We start from the raw sequence: 15356 nt of genomic DNA on the forward strand, positions 1-15356 counted from the left end.
GCTCGAGGCTGCGCTCAATCCAGCGGCAATTGCAGCAAGTGATCGCCGCCCAGGTCCACGGCCCGGGCAAAATAGTCGGCGTCCCGATCCATACGCTCCAGGCGTGCCCACACAGCCGCTTGCGCGCCTTGCGGGTCGGCGATGTAGTCATCCTCTTCGAGCAACGAGCACAGGTCGCGGCGGAAATCCAACGGCAGGCGCTCCCACAGTGCACGCTGCACGGCGCTGATACCCTCCAACAATTCATCGTAGTCACTGTCGGCCAGCATCAGGTCCACACCGTTTTCCATGTAGTAGGTGGTGATCTGCTCTCGCATTGCAGGGCTCAGCGCGTCGCTGAGCAGGCGCATGGCCGCCCCGTGGGCACGCGGTATATGAAAGTTTCGCGGCAGTGACTGGAATTGATTGTCTTCCAGATTGATCAGCGTTGGCGCTTCGAGTGTTGCGATGCCTTCAGGGAGCTGGGTGAGGCTACAGTTGGCCAGGTGCAGGGAGCGCAATCTAGGCATGGCGTACAGACTGGGCGACTCGATCAAGGGATTGCTGGATAAGTCGAGCATGTCCAGATTTTGCAGGCGGTTCAGGGCAACCTGGTTCCAGGCATCCCAGGTGATGCGGTTACCCTCCAGGTCCAGCCAATTCAGCTCTTGTGGGCTGGCGACCTGTGGAATGCGCGAGAAGCGGCAATTGCGCAGGTAAAGGCAGCTCAGTTGCGGGAAGCGCTCAAGGAACTCGGCCGGCAACGAACTCAGCGCCGGGTTGCCGCTCAGGTCGACGGTTTGCACGTGCTGGAAGTCATCGGGCAAGGCCAGCTCAAGGATGTCCACGTCTTCCAGTTCAAGGTGCGCCAGATCGAGCTGGAATAACTGCTCGGCGTTGAATGCCGCCTGGGTCGAGATACGTCGCCAGGCGTTCGTGATGGTCCTGATAGCGCGTTGCCGCCGGGGGAGGTTCCCGGCCCAAAGCCGCAAGTCACGGTGCAAGGCTTCCAGGCGGTCTTCCAGCGCCTGCAATTCCACAGAGATGAAGCGGGTTTCCCGCTGCCACTGTGAAAAGAGTTGCTGGATTTGTTGGTCGCCGGCATTTGGGAACAGCCGCCGGTAACGTGCGATCAGGGAACTGCGCAAGTGCGGTGCTGAGTTAGCAGGGGGCGTTGGGTCTAAGGGTGCACCGCCACGCAGCCCTGTCTGCTTGGGCCAGCCGTTGCTAGGCTTGAACAGTCGGTGTGTCCATAGCTTGCGGTCGGTATTGATAGTTTTGAGCAGGCGCAAGCGCAGCGTCTCACCGGCCGATTGCTCAAGGCCCATACTTTGGCGCAGCTTGGCCGGCAACGTGCGTGCGATTGCCGTGCACAGGTCAGTAGTGCTCTCGCCGGGACGCGGTGTGTCGTAACTGAAGGGTTCATAGCCTTCGGCGCTTTTGATCAGCACCCGCCGCGTTGTTGCGTCGTTGGTTCCCGCCTCGGCGAGCACTGGCCCCTCTGCGCTACCGGCGCGCAACTCCAGGCGCAGGCTGGAAGGCCAGCCCGGCAAGCGCCGCATTGCCAGCAGGGCAAGTCGTTCAGTATCGCGGCCAGACAAACGAGGGAGCGCCAGGCCTTCGAGTGCGCGTGCCAAAGGCAGGTCACTGGAGAGTTGTTCAGCGGCGTGTTGCAGCCAGGCCGGAAGTGCCGTCTGGCCGTCCAGCGCCAGCAGCTCACTCGGGCTCAGGGGCGCGAGCAAACGCCTGGCCATCGACAGGCTGATGCGTGGGTACTGTGCGATCAATCGCGCCTGCGCGGTGCTGGCAGGGAGTGAGCCGTTGTACAGCTGTTCGAACAGTGCTTCGGTATCTGCTCCCGGGGTGTTGCCAAGGGCACGTTGCACCTGACCTTCAATCGACATGCGTTGCAGTGTGTCGGCCAGCAAAGTTGGTATCCGGTCATTGGCCAGGTGTATATAGCGCAGTTGCTCGGCGCTGATGCCGCTGATACGCATGGCCTGTTTAAGTTGCTCGTCGTTGAACCCTTCCAGGCGGTGATCCAGGCGCCTTACCAAGGTTGCTGGGGACCAGTGCTGCGGCAGTTCATGCTCTGCGCGCCAACTGCCCTCATCGTTGTGCTCAAGGCGTGGCTGATAGGCTTGCGCATCGGTTGGATGGGCGATGCGCCAGCGCTGCAGGTCGGCGTCAAAACGTTGTTCGTACCATGCGCCGTCCATGCGGATGTAATAACGGCCCTGGTAGCGGTACTGACCCTGGGCGTTAGCCTTGAGGCTTTCTGGCAACTGCACCGGGCTTCGGTACGCTGCGAGGTCCGGCTTCCACAGGCGCGGGTTGCCGTCGGGGAGCGTGACGGGATCGAGGTTTTCCATCAGCGTGCTGTTGAACAGCTTGGGCAAATATTTGCCGGCGACATGCACGCCGCCGATCACTGCCAGGTTCAGGCCAATCACTTTCAGGTGGCGCATCGCCAGCTGGCGGTCACCCACGCTCCATGCCTGGTAGCCCTCGTAGGCTTCATCGAGCAGTTGGTAGGCGATGACGTAGATCATCAGCGCGCCGACGGCGGGAATGAACATGCCGGCCAGCATCAGGGTGTTGACGCTGACGCTTTCCCAGAGTGCCAGGCGCCGTTTACGTTCCTGCTCGTCGACCTCGGCAGTAGGCACTGCTATCTGGCGTGCTTCAGCCTTGAGGCGAGCAAGCGCATCCTGGTGCAGAAAATCGTATAGCTGTCCGTCGATGGCGACCTTGGCCAGGCGCAGGTCCGCCTCGTTTCGCAAAGGCCAGCGTTGATCATCGGGCGTATGGTCATCGGCGTCGAGGTTCTGGTGCAAACGGCTGAGGAAGGTGGCTTGCTGGTCGTGCGGCATGTAGGCGAGAAAACGCTGGCGCACCTCAGCCGACAACAAAGCGTCGCGCAGATGGTCGTGCAGAGTAAGCAGGCTATCGAACTGCTGCAGCTCAGCGTCCTGGCCGGGCAAGTAGAGAAGCAAACCCGCGTGATCCAGATCGATAACCAGGGTCTCGTGCAAGACAATACCGAACACGCTCAGTTGGCTACAACTGCGCGCCGAGGTGTCGTCGCTAAGCATGGCTTGCACGGAGTCCAGAGCTGCTCCGTTGATACGTAGACGCAGGTAGGCAATATCTGCCGCCAGGCGCAGGCGGTCCTGGTGCACCTTGGTGATCAAGGTTGCGATGTGCGCTGGGGCCAGATGCGTGCTGAGGTGATCCTGGTAAAGCTGGCCAAGGTCGAGTTCGCGGCAGGTGCGTGCGAATGCCTCGGGGGCCAGGCTTAGCGGCGTGATCTGATAGGTCTCGGAGTCAAGGGTGATGTCTACCCGTGTTTCACTGTCGCCCAGAGGCGACTTGCCGATCACTTTGGTTTTCTCCACCTGTATGTTGCCGGCCAGCGCCAGGGCGCTTTCGCGGCTGAACTGCACATCCTCTTCGAAATTGTGTAACGCCGCTTCGAGCAGGCTGCGGCATTCGCTACTGCTGACGTAGGTTTCCCAGGTGAACAGGTGGTGGATATGGATCAGTTCAGTGGTCCGCAGTGAGGCGGAAAACTGATGCTGGCTCAGCAATGCGTGCGCCAGCAAAGGTTCGGCAAATTCAGCAATGTTTTTCAACCCTTTCAATGCGCGAGCCAAGGTCCGTTGTGAGTGCATCAAGCGAGCCTGGCTGGCTTGAACTGCCTCGCGCAGATCGGGGGCGGCATTGGCAAACCAGGCGGCTTGTTCGTCCAGCGTGCCTTGAGCAGGCACAACCGCGTCGAGCAGGCGATGCCACAACGAAGGGACAGCGTGTTGGGCCCAGGGGGGTAACTGGCGCTGCAGGAAGTGATGGTGCGGGTTTTCCAGGGCGATCGAGGGCATGTTGGGTGCTCCTGTTTGAAGGGCACTCAGGAAGCAGGATGTAACCCTGGCAGCGGTGGTACATAGTTGTTTACGCTGGGTGCTGGCTTGCCCGCCAGGCGTTAACGAGGAGGAACTTCCGATAGAGACGCAGGCTCGTACAGATCAGGCTTGCAAGGAAAATTGACGCCATAAAATTAATGGCCAAATGCCGCAATTTGTGTCTTGCAAAGTGGTTGCCTTGGATCTTTAATTGTTACTGAATGTGATAAAGCTAGATTGCCAATAAAGTCTTATTTATCAGGCGTATAAGCGTGAAATTCGAGTTGCACCCTGATGTTTTTCTGAGCTGCCCACCAGACAACAGCAAAGGACGTCGAAGAAGAAATGAAAGAGAACTTGGCGGTACTAGCCCGGAAATACATTTCACCTTCAATGCGCTACGAGATCAGACGCGTTTCAGGCCGGTTACAAGAGGTGCTGGCCCGTTCGTGCTTTTGGCGCTGGGAGATTGCCAGGTTCAGGTTGCAGCAGCAAAGCCCATACGAATTTCTCTATATCGGCAGAAAGCAGCGGCGAGAAATGGCCAAGCTGTTGATTGGCGGCAAGCATCTGGACAAGGCCGCAGCGCCAGAGATTGCGGCCCAGGCCACAGCTGACACCTCCAATCATGTGGTGGTGGTCAGTGAAATGCCCACCTCCGGGGCGTTGAACGTACCGCATTACTTGAGCGCAGTGGTGCCGCTGGGGCGTTCGCTGGAAGATATCACCTCGCGCTACGACAGCGAGCTGCGCCGTAGCATTCGCAAGAACCGGCCGCTGTATTCCATGCGCAGGACGGTGTCGGACGAAGAAATCGCGATGGCCGACGAGTTCATGCTTCGGCCGTATGTCACCGCCCGGCAGGGTATCCATGCCGTGCAGTTTCCCACCGAAGAAGTGTTTCGCCTGGCCAAGACGGTCGGACGCCTCGACTTGATTATGCAGGGCGATGAAATCGTTGCCTGTCACCTGGGTTGTGAAATAACACGAGAAGGCAAACGCTATTGGAGCACCCTGCGTTTTGGTTACCGTGAAGCTATTTTTTCGGACGCTAAAAAACTACGGGAAGTTAATTCCATTACTACTTTCATGGCACTGGAGTGGGCGCTGGAGCAGGGCTACGACTATTACGATATCGGACTTTGCCTGGCGCGTCCGGATGATGGCTTATTGAAGTGGAAGCGCCGACGCGGGGGTGATATCGATTCGCTGGGTAACAGTGCGTTCATGTTCGTGCGACTGCCCAAAACAGGCACTGCAAAATTTCTGTGGGAAACGCCGTTGTTTGCGGTTGAAGGCAACAAGTTGACCTTGCATCTTGGCCTGCCGGATGGGCCCAGCGATGAAGAATTCGCCAGTCGTTACCATGAAATGGTATTTGGCGGCTTGCACAAGATTTATATATACGGCGCGAAAACTTCGGGTGAAGGGTTTCTTGAAACATTGCGAAGTCGCTACGCCAACTTACAATCTCCGCCGGCAATGGAACGGATTCTATCCAGCTAAATAGCGTTCGTTGCTGAACTCACTATTGCGCTGCGCCTGGTAATTGGCCCCGCTTTAAAGGAGGGCGCCTCATGGGTAGTAATGTCTCGAATTTCAGCAATTTACCGGCTACTGACTCAAGCAAATGGACACTTGCCGCTTATAAGTACCTGGCCAGAAAGCGCTTAACTGGTAGTGTCGGCGTTGACTTAAAACATATCGCCGCAAAAAGCTGGGAAATTGCCCCGGGCGAGACATCGATTTCGCCACCGGCATTTTATTTGCCCAATCAGCTGGAGCGCGTAACAGGTTGGGAGGCGAAACGTTTTTTTCCGTTTGTACACCCCGCGCAGACCATGCAAGGCGGTCTGAAGTTAGAAGAGGGGCCGACACGCGGTTATTTGATCAAAAACGTGTGGATGGTCGATGGCGCGCTGTACAAAGGCAATGCCAGCCATTGGGTGTCGTTGCGGCCCAGCAACTTCCCACCGATTCTGGTGGAGAACGAGATCGAGCGCGCGGCGGTGTACTGCACGAAAAATGGCAATACCTGGTTCGGTACCTGGTTGATGGAAGATTGTGTGACCTATGCGCTGGCCTGTAATGAAGGTGTTCCGGTGACCACTGCGCCGTCGGCGAGGTATCCGCTATTCACCCAGGCGCCTGATTACGAAGACTTGCTGGACATGCGCCCGTATCGCCTGCGCAGTGCGTTTTTCCACGAAGTGGTGCTGTTTGACGACATGAGCAACAATCGCAGCAGGCACCAACGCTACCGGGCCATGGGCGACAAGCTGCGCTCACAGGTGCGCTATGAGTCGCACCCCGGGGTATTCCTGTTGCGCGGCGGCGATGGCGATTTGCGCTTTTTGCGCAATGAACTGCAGATTGCCGAACACCTGCATAAAACTCGGGGGTTTCGCATTGTTGACCCGCTCAGAACCGAGGTGCCAGCCATTGTCGCCGCCTGTGCCGGCGCCAGGATGGTGGTGGGGGTAGAGGGTAGCCAGCTGGTTCATGGGGTCAATGTCCTGGAGTCAGGTGGCGCGTTATTGACGCTGCAGCCGCCCAACCGCTTCGTCAGTTACTACAAATACCTGACCGATCGTGACCATCAGCATTTCGGTTTTGTCGTCGGTACGCCAGACGGCGATGGTTTTACTATCGATATCGACGAAGTCGAGCGGACCCTTGACTTGTTTCCCTGCTGAGGGTGCAAAGGGTTGCCTGTAGCAGGGGCGGTGCTGCGGCAAATCACGGGATGCGAATTAAACGCATTGGTGTTCGTTCTCTCAGCAATGAAACACATTGCACTCTCGATTGTGACATTCAAGTTTCCGGGAATGTTCTCTGAACCTCTGATTCTGATTATTTTTCACCCCTGTCAAACTCGCTGAAAAAAGCTGTTGGGCAGCCGCAAATACCCATCCTAGAGCGTTCGTCACCCGTGGTACAAGCAACGCAAAAGCTGAGTGACGACAATTTGACGAGGTGGATAGGCATCCATTGAGATTTATTATGGTGTCGGATCATTGACGTAGTGTCACAGTGCCCATAAGCTCCAAATATCAACGACAGAATCTTCCGCCCGACTAACGTTTTTATCCTCTTTGCTGGAGGGGATTATGCGCTCGACACTGTTCATCAAGTCTATTTTTCTGTTTGTACTGTTGAGCGGTGCCGCCGGGGCTGCCGACTCGTTCGTGAATAAAACGAGCGTTGTGTCGAGTACCACGGCAGGGTGGTTATTTGCGTTTGCAGTGATTGGTTTTATTGCAGTGGCCAATCGGCGCAAAGTGTAAGTGAACATTGTTCTCGAGCGTTACCATTGCAACTAATGCGAAAGGTGTATGTGCACTTCCTGAAGGGTACCGACGTCAGGCTTGCCAGCACCTTGTTAAATCCCAAGCCATTGCTATATTGCAAATGCCAACAGCCATAAGGCAGCAGCGCTGCAGGGGGCGGTTGGGGCGTCACGGTGAAAGGCCTGCAGGACGATCAGGCCATAACAGTCGGTAGTGTGGGCTGTGAAGTGGAGCGAGAGGTTGTGCGTTGTTCTCATTCAGTGCTCTTTGTAGGCCACTTGGCCGGAGGGATCCCATGGTGCGTTTGTTGTTTTCTACGCTCTGCGTACTGATGGTCTGGTCCGGTGCGAGCACTGCCAATGAAAAAGGCACGGCTTATCTGCTTAGCCCCGGTGACAAAGTGATGGTTTCGGTCTGGGGCGAAGAAAGCCTGCGCCAGGAAACCACCGTCCTTCCTGATGGCAGTATTACCTTTCCGTTGGCAGGCACCGTTGATGTTGCCGGGCTGGATGCCAGCACTGCGGCCAAGGAGGTCGCCGAAAAGCTTGAAAAATTCCTACCTGATCCGAACGTCAGCGTTGTTGTCACCAGCATCGCCGGTAACCTCGTCTATGTGCAGGGCAAGGTGATCAAACCAGGCCCAGTGCAGATGGCAGGCCCGACGGCGGTTCTTCAGGCCCTGAGCATGTCAGGCGGCCTGGACAAATTCGCGGATGAAAGCGCCATCAAAGTGGTGCGTCGCAACGGCGATCGTCAACAGATACTGCCGGTGCGCTACAAGGATTTGGTCTCCGGACATGACATGTCCACCAACATCCAACTTCAGGCCGGCGATACGTTGGTCGTACCTTGACTGGGCCTGAAGTTTCGACACCGCGAGTGGCGCGCCTACGAATCACCAGTGTTGCAACGGCAATGTTGATCTTGCCGTACCCGCACGGGGCTCAGGCGGCCATCTGGCATTCCTCGGTGGCGGTGCCGACCACGGTTGAGTACGACAGCAATCCTTTGCTGTTGACCTCGGACGAGAAGGGCGTCACCAACACCATTATCGCGCCTGACTACAGCCTGGTCGGGACGTACGATCGCGATGAGTTGCGCTTTGGTCTGGGCCTGCACGTGCTGCGCTCGTCCGACACCGACATTGTCTCGGACCGTGAAGACCCGAATGTCAGCCTGGGCTGGCAGCGTAAAACCGAGCGAGGCGGTTACGGTCTGCTGGCGCAGTACATCGAGAGCTCGACACTGTCGGGCACCGTGCTGGACACCGGTGTGGTGACCACCGACGGCACGCAGAAGATGTACTCGGTGGCGGGCAACTGGAGCCACGCGCTCACCGAGCGCACCACCCTGGACAACGAGACCCGGTACAGCCGTGCCCGCTACGACATCGACTCGCTGACCGACTACAGCGAACTGTCGAGTGTCGTGACCTTGACCTACGCCTGGAGCGAGCGCACGGCGTTCTTCACCGGCATTGGTGTCAGGCGTTACGAGCCTGATGATGACAGCACCTCGTCGGCGGTGAACAACTACACGCCGACGGTCGGGGTGAAGTACCAGTTCTCCGAGCGCCTGGAAGGCGTTGCGCATGTGGGCATGAACAAAGCCTCCGGCGATGATGGCGGTGAGCGTGGCGAAGGGGGGCTATCCCTGCGCTACCTTGGTGATCGCGCAGACGCCAGCATCAGCGCCGAGCGCAGCACCGTCGCCAACGCCGAGGGCGGTTTCGCCGAGATCGATCAGGTGCGTGGTACCTGGAGTTATGCGGTGAACGAGACCAGTCGCGTCGGCCTCGAAGCGTCATGGCAAGACAGTAAAGGGCAAACGCCCAATACCTATCAGTCGTACAGCGTATGGGCCAGCCGCGAGCTCTCGCCTTTTTGGGATCTGCGCCTATCGTTGATGTACAAGGAACGCCAGCAAGACGGCTTACCCGATGCTGTAGGAACAGTCGTTGGATTGACGCTGACCTACAGACTTCCCGACCTCTGAATTTCGGCAGTGTGGCCTCTATGAAATCTGAATACGAGATGTCCCTCAACGATTACATAGCCATTATCAAGGACCGAGCCCTGCTGTTGGGTTTGAGCATCGTGGTCATCCTCGCGGTGACCGTGGTGGTCGCGGTGACCGTCCCCCCCATCTATCAATCGACCGGCACCATTCTGGTGGAGTCGCAGCAGATTTCCCCGGACCTGGTGTCTGCGAACAACAACACCTTTGCCGATGAGCGCATCGAGATCATTCGCCAGCGCGTCATGACCCGCGAGAATCTGCTGCGCATTGTCGACAAGTACCAGCTGTTTACCGAGAAGGGCAGGCGCTTCAGCGACTCGGACAAGATTGACCTGATGCGCAACTCGATTGTGGTGGCCTCGCTCAGCACTTACGTCAAGGGGCGTGGCGAGGCGACGGTGGCGTTCAACGTGTCGTTCGAGCACAAGCGTCCGGAAGTCGCCAAGGAGGTGGCCAATGAACTGGTCACCTTGTTCCTCAACGAAAACCTCAAGCAACGCACCGAGCGCGCCAACGAAACCACGGTGTTCCTGACCCAGGAAGCGAACAAGCTCGGTGCCGAGCTGGCTAGCCTGGAAAACCAGTTGGCCGACTTTAAGCAGACCCACGCCAATGCCTTGCCCGAACATCAGGCACTGCGCATGAGTATGTTGTCGCGTTCGGAACTTGAGTTCCGCGAAGTCGATCGCGACTACAAAACCGCGCAAGAGGAACTGCGCTACCTGGAGCTGGAGCTGTCGGCGGCCAATGCTGGCCTGGCCACCAAGACCGAAAGTGCCCGAAGTGCGGGTGCCGATCTGCCGCAGGACTTGCCAAGCCTGAAGGCGGAGTACACGCGGCTGCTGAGCAAATACAAGGACGCGCACCCGGATGTGGTGGCGGTCAAACGCAAGATCGATGCACTCGAAGCCTCCGGTGGCCGTGCTGTCGCCGGGGCGTCGGTGAACCTCGACGTTGCCCGGGTCAGAACCCGGATCGGTGCTGCGCAGGAACGCATCGCCTCGCTGGCTGAGCAGAAGCGCGAGCTGGTGAAGAAGATGGAAGGCTACGAGGCAGAAATTCTCGAGGCCCCGCAGGTTGAGCGTGGTCTGGTGACCCTGATGCGTGACCACGACAATGCGCGCAAAAAATACGAAGAGATTCGCGCCAAGGAAATGGGCGCGAAAATCACCGAAAGCCTGGAGCAAGAGAACAAGGCCGAACGCTTTGTGCTGCTCGAGCCACCGCTGATGCCAGAGAAGCCGGTGAAGCCGAACCGCAAGAAAATCGTCGCCCTGGGCTTGGTGCTGGCGCCTGCCGGTGCCGGTGCGCTGGTGATGTTGCTGGAAATGATCAAGTCGCGCATTCGTGGCGTCGGCGCCCTGGAGAGCGTGCTGGGTAAACGGGTGCTGGTCGCCGTTCCGTACATTTCCACCCAGGCCGAACTGGCGCAGCGCAAGAAGTGGCGCAAGCTGATGGTTGTCGCTGCGCTGGTGTTGTTTGCGATATTTCTGGTGATCCTGCACATGTTCTACATGCCGTTGGATCTTCTGCTATTTAAAGCATTAGCTCGGTTTGAATAGGGACGGCAGCGATGGACAGGATCACACCGGCGATTGGAAAAAACATTCATCAGGTTAGCGCCGTTACCCCGGAGGTGCCGCAGGCTGCGCCTGCGAGTGAGCAGCCTGAGGTGCTGGGACAGTTCGATTACGTGAAAACCAGGGTCGTGCCGCTGCGTGCCGAGCACCTGGAGCGCAATCGCATTGTCGCGTTCAACAAGAACTCGAACATGAGTTGGGCTTTCGATCTGCTGCGCACTCAGGTACTGCAGACCATGGAAGAGAATGGCTGGCGCACGCTGGCCATTACCTCGCCGACACCCGAAGCAGGCAAGACAGTGCTGGCGATCAACCTGGCCATGAGTATTGCCCACCACACCACCAAGACCGCGTTGCTGGTGGACTTCGATTTGCGTCGTCCTCGTGTCGGTGCAAGCCTGGGCCTGCCAATGGAAAAGTCGCTCAATGAGCTGCTGGCCAATAGTGCCAGCCTGGAAGAGGTGCTGGTCAACCCGACCCTCCCGCGCTTTGTGGTGCTACCGACCCGACAACCAGTGCCGTTGTCGACCGAGGTGCTGTCTTCGCCCAAGGTCAACAACCTGATCAACGACCTGCGTGAGCGTTATGACTCGCGTATCTGCATTTTCGATCTGCCGCCGTTGTTGAGCTCTGACGACGCCATCACCGTGCTGCCGAAGTTCGACTGTGTGCTGCTGGTAGTGGCCAACGGCGTGAACAACAAGAAAGAGATCGAAGACTGCCTGTATCATCTGGCTGGGGCCAACGTGATCGGCACGGTGCTGAACAAGGCCGAAGTACAGCCGCGTTCTTACTATTGACCGGTAGGAGCGGGCTTGCCCCGCGATTGCGATGTGGCTGACACATCGCATCGCGGGGCAAGCCCGCTCCTACCAAGGGTATTTCAGTTCCCAGCGCCAGGCGTGGGCAACGATCTGTTCCAGAGACGCGAACTGCGGTTGCCAGCCCAGCACGGCCTTGGCCTTGCTGGCATCGGCCACCAGCCTTGGCGGGTCGCCAGCGCGGCGCGGCGCATCGCTGACCATGATCTGGCAACCGGTCACGCTGCACGCTGCATCGATCACTTGCTGCACTGAAAAACCCTGACCGTTGCCAAGGTTGAAGCACGTACTGGCTCCGCCTGCCAGCAAGTAGTCCACGGCCAGCGAATGCGCCGATACCAGGTCGGCAACGTGAATATAGTCACGGATGCAGGTGCCGTCGGGTGTCGGGTAGTCACGACCGAAGACGGTGATCGAGGCACGGCGGCCGGAAGCGGCTTGCAGTATCAGCGGCAGCAGGTGGGTTTCCGGTTCGTGGCATTCGCCCAATTGACCTTCCGGGTCTGCACCGGCGGCATTGAAGTAACGCAAGCACACTGACTTCAGCCCGTGCGCATGGTCGAAATCTTCCAGCATCTGCTCCACCATCCATTTGCTGCGCCCGTAGGGGTTGATGGGGGCCTTGGGGTGCGCTTCATCGATCGGTACATACTGCGGGTCGCCATACACCGCTGCGGTGGACGAAAAGATCAACCGGCTGATGCCAGCACGGACCATAGCCTGCAGCAGGGTCAGGGTGGCCGCCACATTGTTCTGGTAGTACTTGCCGGGGTCTGAGACCGACTCGCCGACCTGGATGAACGAGGCAAAATGGAACACCGCATCGAACGGGTACTCGGCGAACAGCGCATCGAGGGCGTGCGCATCGGCGATGTTCAGTTCGACCCATTTGATCTGCGGACCTGTAGGGCAGGTGTCGGCCACCACCACTTCGTGGCCGTTGTCCATGAGGTGCTTGACCATGTGCGAGCCGATATAGCCTGCGCCACCGATAACCAAAAACTTCATCCAACCCTCCTGGAATCTGTCGAGCTACAGACGCCGGGCGGCGTCTGTGGGCAATCTGTGAATCAGGTGCTGCCGTGCGTGATGAAGCGGTGGCGGTATAGGCCTTTCCTGAGGGTAGATGGCGATATGCCCTATTTCAAGAACAGCCAATTGGACATTTGTTGCGGCTCGAAGGTGAGGGTGTAGTACCCGTCCTGGTAAGCCGTCGGTAGTGCTTTGAGTGGCCCTTGGCGGGTGTAGCTGAACAGTTTCAGGCCCGCGGGTGCCTTGATCTTCAACGTGCCTTCGAGGGGTTCGACATGAAATGGGGTCTGGCCGTTTTCTTTGGCAATCGCGCGGGTGCCGAGGGAAATCAACAGGTCGCGCGACTGGCTCAATGGCTTGGCATCCAGTGATTGCACGACGACGCTGGCATACGGCGTTTTCACCTGGACCTGTATGTCACCCAGGTTGACCGGCTTGCCGCCGAGCCAGCCGGTGGCGGCTTGTGTCAGCGGGGTGTCGATGGTGTAGAGGCCTTGTTGCCAGTTGCGCTTGAGTTCGCCGGTATCGACTGTGGATTCGCTGGCGTTCGCCTCCAGTAACGACTGCTCAGGGTCAGTGAATGTCTGGGCTGTGGCGGCGAGGGTGCTTGGCTTGAGCCACGCCAGTTGCGGCGTAGCGGGCATGGCGATCTGCAATTTGCCTTTTTCCATGGCGGTACGCAGCAGCACTGAATTGCTCGGGGTGATCTCACGGTTGAACAGGGTTTCTGCGCTCGGGGCGAAGACGTATTGGCTGGTCGCCTCGCGGACATCTCCACGCCGGTAGAGCAAGGCCGCGGCGGGCAGGGTGGCCAGCAGCCCCGGGTCGTTATAAGCATGCCAGTTGCTGGCTGACACGTATTCGCTGGCGAAGGTTTCCTGGCTGTAGGCATATTGCATCATGGCATCCCAGCCCTGATGGCTGGCGGTGCCGGCAACATAGAGCGGCAGCGAATGGCGGTCCGGTGTCGGGAAGGGTTCGGCGTTCCACTCGGTGACGGTCATCGGCATGCCCGCCACCTGCGCCGCCGCCAGCCAGTTGATCATGCCGTCGCTGCTCAGCGGATTCTTCTCCAGTTGCCCTACGCCGCCGTAGCTGTGGGCGTCGATCACATCACCGGCAGTCAGTGCCGGCAAGGAACTCAGGCCATTGCCGCCCCAGGTGCTGGTGGTGGCGATCGGCACCTTGACGCCCAGGCTGCGCAGGTGTTCGATCATATCGACGTTGAAGCGCCGCTCCAGGTCGTTGAGAAACAGCTTCGACGGGCCGTGCTCCCAAGAGCGCCAGGTTTGCTCCTTGGGCAAGTCGTGGCGGGCGGCATAGGCCTTGGCTTCGTCCATGTACAGGCGGTTGTGCTTGGGCACGCCTTTATCGGGCAACAGAGCGTTGCCGAAGTGATGGGTGATGTCGTTTTCGTTGGTGATCAACACCGCGGCAATCGCCGGGTCGTCCTTGTAGGCAAGGCCGGTATAGGCGTTCACATGGGTCAGGTAATCTGCGGCAAAGCGTTTCATCGCTTGCTGGATGGTTAAGTTCACATAGGCGTAGCCCTTGAGTTCGACCCGTTTGACCGGATCGTCGTCCTTGGCGTTGGCGTTTGCCAGTTCATCGAAGCCGTAGATGTTGTCGTTGGCGGTCAATGAGCGCTGTACGTGCATGTCCAGCCAGACGTAAATGCCTTCGTCTTTGAGGCACTTGATCCACCAGTCGATCTTGCGCAGCGCCTCGGCATCCAGGCGCTGGGTGTCGTGCACCACCTGGCCGTCGCCAAAGATGTTCGGCAGCACCCAGGCCGAGTCGTGGTGGTGCAGGCGCACGAGGTTGAAGCCCAGGGCCGAGAGGCGCTTGGCTTGTTGTTTGATTTCCTCATCGGAGCTGCGGAAGATCGCGTAGGCCGACAGGTTGGTGCCCCAGAAGCGTGCCGGTGTGTTGTCGGCAAACAGCAGCCGTTCGCCGTCAGCTTTGACAAAGCCGCGTTTGCCCGCCGGCTTTTCTGCGGCATTGAGAAACGACAGGTCAACCGGAGAGGTTCGCCAGTCGAGCTGATCGTCTGGCCATGAATCAGGCTTGGCCAGGCCGAAACGCTCGCTGACCGTTGGGCTCAGGGCAATGTCGCCGGTCAGGTTCATCACCGCTTTGATCTGCTGACGGCCAGCGGCAATGCTGTCTTTGTAGAAGAATGCACGCACTTCATCGGTGTTGCCGCGTTCGAAATACACCTTCGCCAGTGGCGGCTCAAAGCGCATCTCGACGCGTGGGCCCTGGGCATTTTTACCCCACGACCAACCGCGATTGTCGGGTAACAACACCGGATCACCCATTTCCCCGGCGATCAACCCTGGATCGAAATTGAAAACGATACCGCCGCCGATGATATCCGCCTGCCGGCTGTGTGCGTTGAGGTCGAAATTCCAGCTCATCGTCTGTGCTGACTGCTTCTGGATATCGGCATTCAGATCAAATTCCAGCGCTTTGTTGCTGCCCGACAGGCTGTAGCGATAGGGGGCCTCGACCTTGAAGGTGACCGGCATCCACGTCCATCCCCAGTTGGCGCCCCAAAAATCGAACGTGGAAATCATTGCCTGGCCGCCGCCGCGGGTGAGGACAGGCAGGCCATTGCGTTCATCGACGCTGACACGCCAGTCACTGGCCATGCAGGTGAACGACAACAGCATCAGGCTAACAAGTGCCGAGCCTCGAATACCGAGGCGTGAAGTGCATCCATTCATTGGC

General features: G+C 58.5%; 10 protein-coding genes. 7 read left to right on the top strand and 3 right to left on the bottom strand.

Annotation, left to right across the window (positions count from 1 at the left end; all coding sequences use genetic code 11):
• Positions 1-14 precede the first annotated feature (14 nt).
• Positions 15-3860: a dermonecrotic toxin domain-containing protein gene (locus tag ACVWSC_RS12485; protein WP_442113938.1), complete on the bottom strand. Its 3846-nt coding sequence runs from the start codon at positions 3858-3860 to the stop codon at positions 15-17.
• Positions 3861-4226: 366 nt separating this feature from the next.
• On the opposite strand from ACVWSC_RS12485, the gene ACVWSC_RS12490 reads away from it, so the two are divergent.
• The 7 genes from ACVWSC_RS12490 to ACVWSC_RS12520 all read left to right on the top strand — a co-directional run bounded on the left by ACVWSC_RS12490 (position 4227) and on the right by ACVWSC_RS12520 (position 11570).
• The gene (locus ACVWSC_RS12490) at positions 4227-5387 is read left to right on the top strand and encodes a hypothetical protein (protein ID WP_442113939.1); all 1161 of its coding nucleotides are present in this window, start codon (positions 4227-4229) and stop codon (positions 5385-5387) included.
• Positions 5388-5458: 71 nt separating this feature from the next.
• The gene (locus ACVWSC_RS12495; RefSeq protein WP_442113940.1) at positions 5459-6577 is read left to right on the top strand and encodes a glycosyltransferase 61 family protein; all 1119 of its coding nucleotides are present in this window, start codon (positions 5459-5461) and stop codon (positions 6575-6577) included.
• A 414-nt stretch (positions 6578-6991) separates the two neighbouring features.
• Positions 6992-7168, top strand: a complete 177-nt coding sequence (gene eppA, locus ACVWSC_RS12500; RefSeq protein WP_165957318.1) for an EPS-associated small membrane protein EppA — start codon at positions 6992-6994, stop codon at positions 7166-7168.
• A 298-nt stretch (positions 7169-7466) separates the two neighbouring features.
• Positions 7467-8024, top strand: a complete 558-nt coding sequence (locus ACVWSC_RS12505; RefSeq protein WP_442113941.1) for a polysaccharide biosynthesis/export family protein — start codon at positions 7467-7469, stop codon at positions 8022-8024.
• 26 nt (positions 8025-8050) lie between these two features.
• Positions 8051-9166, top strand: a complete 1116-nt coding sequence (locus tag ACVWSC_RS12510) for a hypothetical protein (RefSeq protein WP_442113942.1) — start codon at positions 8051-8053, stop codon at positions 9164-9166.
• A 20-nt stretch (positions 9167-9186) separates the two neighbouring features.
• Positions 9187-10752 (top strand): GumC family protein, encoded by a 1566-nt coding sequence (locus ACVWSC_RS12515; protein WP_442113943.1) that lies wholly within the window; start codon positions 9187-9189, stop codon positions 10750-10752.
• 11 nt (positions 10753-10763) lie between these two features.
• Complete coding sequence (locus tag ACVWSC_RS12520) at positions 10764-11570, top strand: CpsD/CapB family tyrosine-protein kinase (RefSeq protein ID WP_442113944.1); 807 nt, start codon at positions 10764-10766, stop codon at positions 11568-11570.
• A gap of 69 nt (positions 11571-11639) precedes the next feature.
• Here the strand turns inward: ACVWSC_RS12520 and galE are convergent, their stop codons facing one another.
• Together galE and ACVWSC_RS12530 are read right to left on the bottom strand one after the other, a co-directional pair.
• On the bottom strand, positions 11640-12599 hold the full coding sequence (galE, locus tag ACVWSC_RS12525; RefSeq protein ID WP_442113945.1) for a UDP-glucose 4-epimerase GalE: 960 nt from the start codon (positions 12597-12599) through the stop codon (positions 11640-11642).
• Positions 12600-12730: 131 nt separating this feature from the next.
• Positions 12731-15352, bottom strand: coding sequence for a cellulase family glycosylhydrolase (locus tag ACVWSC_RS12530; protein ID WP_442113946.1), 2622 nt, complete (start codon positions 15350-15352; stop codon positions 12731-12733).
• Positions 15353-15356 lie beyond the last annotated feature (4 nt).

This window comes from Pseudomonas sp. NUPR-002 (genome assembly GCF_056322725.1).

What these genes read in the sequence shown, in the direction of transcription:
- ACVWSC_RS12495 (WP_442113940.1), top strand. Translation starts at nt 5,459, where the DNA reads ATGGGTAGTAATGTCTCGAATTTCAGCAATTTACCGGCTACTGACTCA.
- galE (WP_442113945.1), bottom strand. Translation starts at nt 12,599, where the DNA reads ATGAAGTTTTTGGTTATCGGTGGCGCAGGCTATATCGGCTCGCACATG.
- ACVWSC_RS12485 (WP_442113938.1), bottom strand. Translation starts at nt 3,860, where the DNA reads ATGCCCTCGATCGCCCTGGAAAACCCGCACCATCACTTCCTGCAGCGC.
- ACVWSC_RS12490 (WP_442113939.1), top strand. Translation starts at nt 4,227, where the DNA reads ATGAAAGAGAACTTGGCGGTACTAGCCCGGAAATACATTTCACCTTCA.
- ACVWSC_RS12530 (WP_442113946.1), bottom strand. Translation starts at nt 15,352, where the DNA reads ATGAATGGATGCACTTCACGCCTCGGTATTCGAGGCTCGGCACTTGTT.
- ACVWSC_RS12515 (WP_442113943.1), top strand. Translation starts at nt 9,187, where the DNA reads ATGAAATCTGAATACGAGATGTCCCTCAACGATTACATAGCCATTATC.
- ACVWSC_RS12505 (WP_442113941.1), top strand. Translation starts at nt 7,467, where the DNA reads ATGGTGCGTTTGTTGTTTTCTACGCTCTGCGTACTGATGGTCTGGTCC.
- ACVWSC_RS12520 (WP_442113944.1), top strand. Translation starts at nt 10,764, where the DNA reads ATGGACAGGATCACACCGGCGATTGGAAAAAACATTCATCAGGTTAGC.
- eppA (WP_165957318.1), top strand. Translation starts at nt 6,992, where the DNA reads ATGCGCTCGACACTGTTCATCAAGTCTATTTTTCTGTTTGTACTGTTG.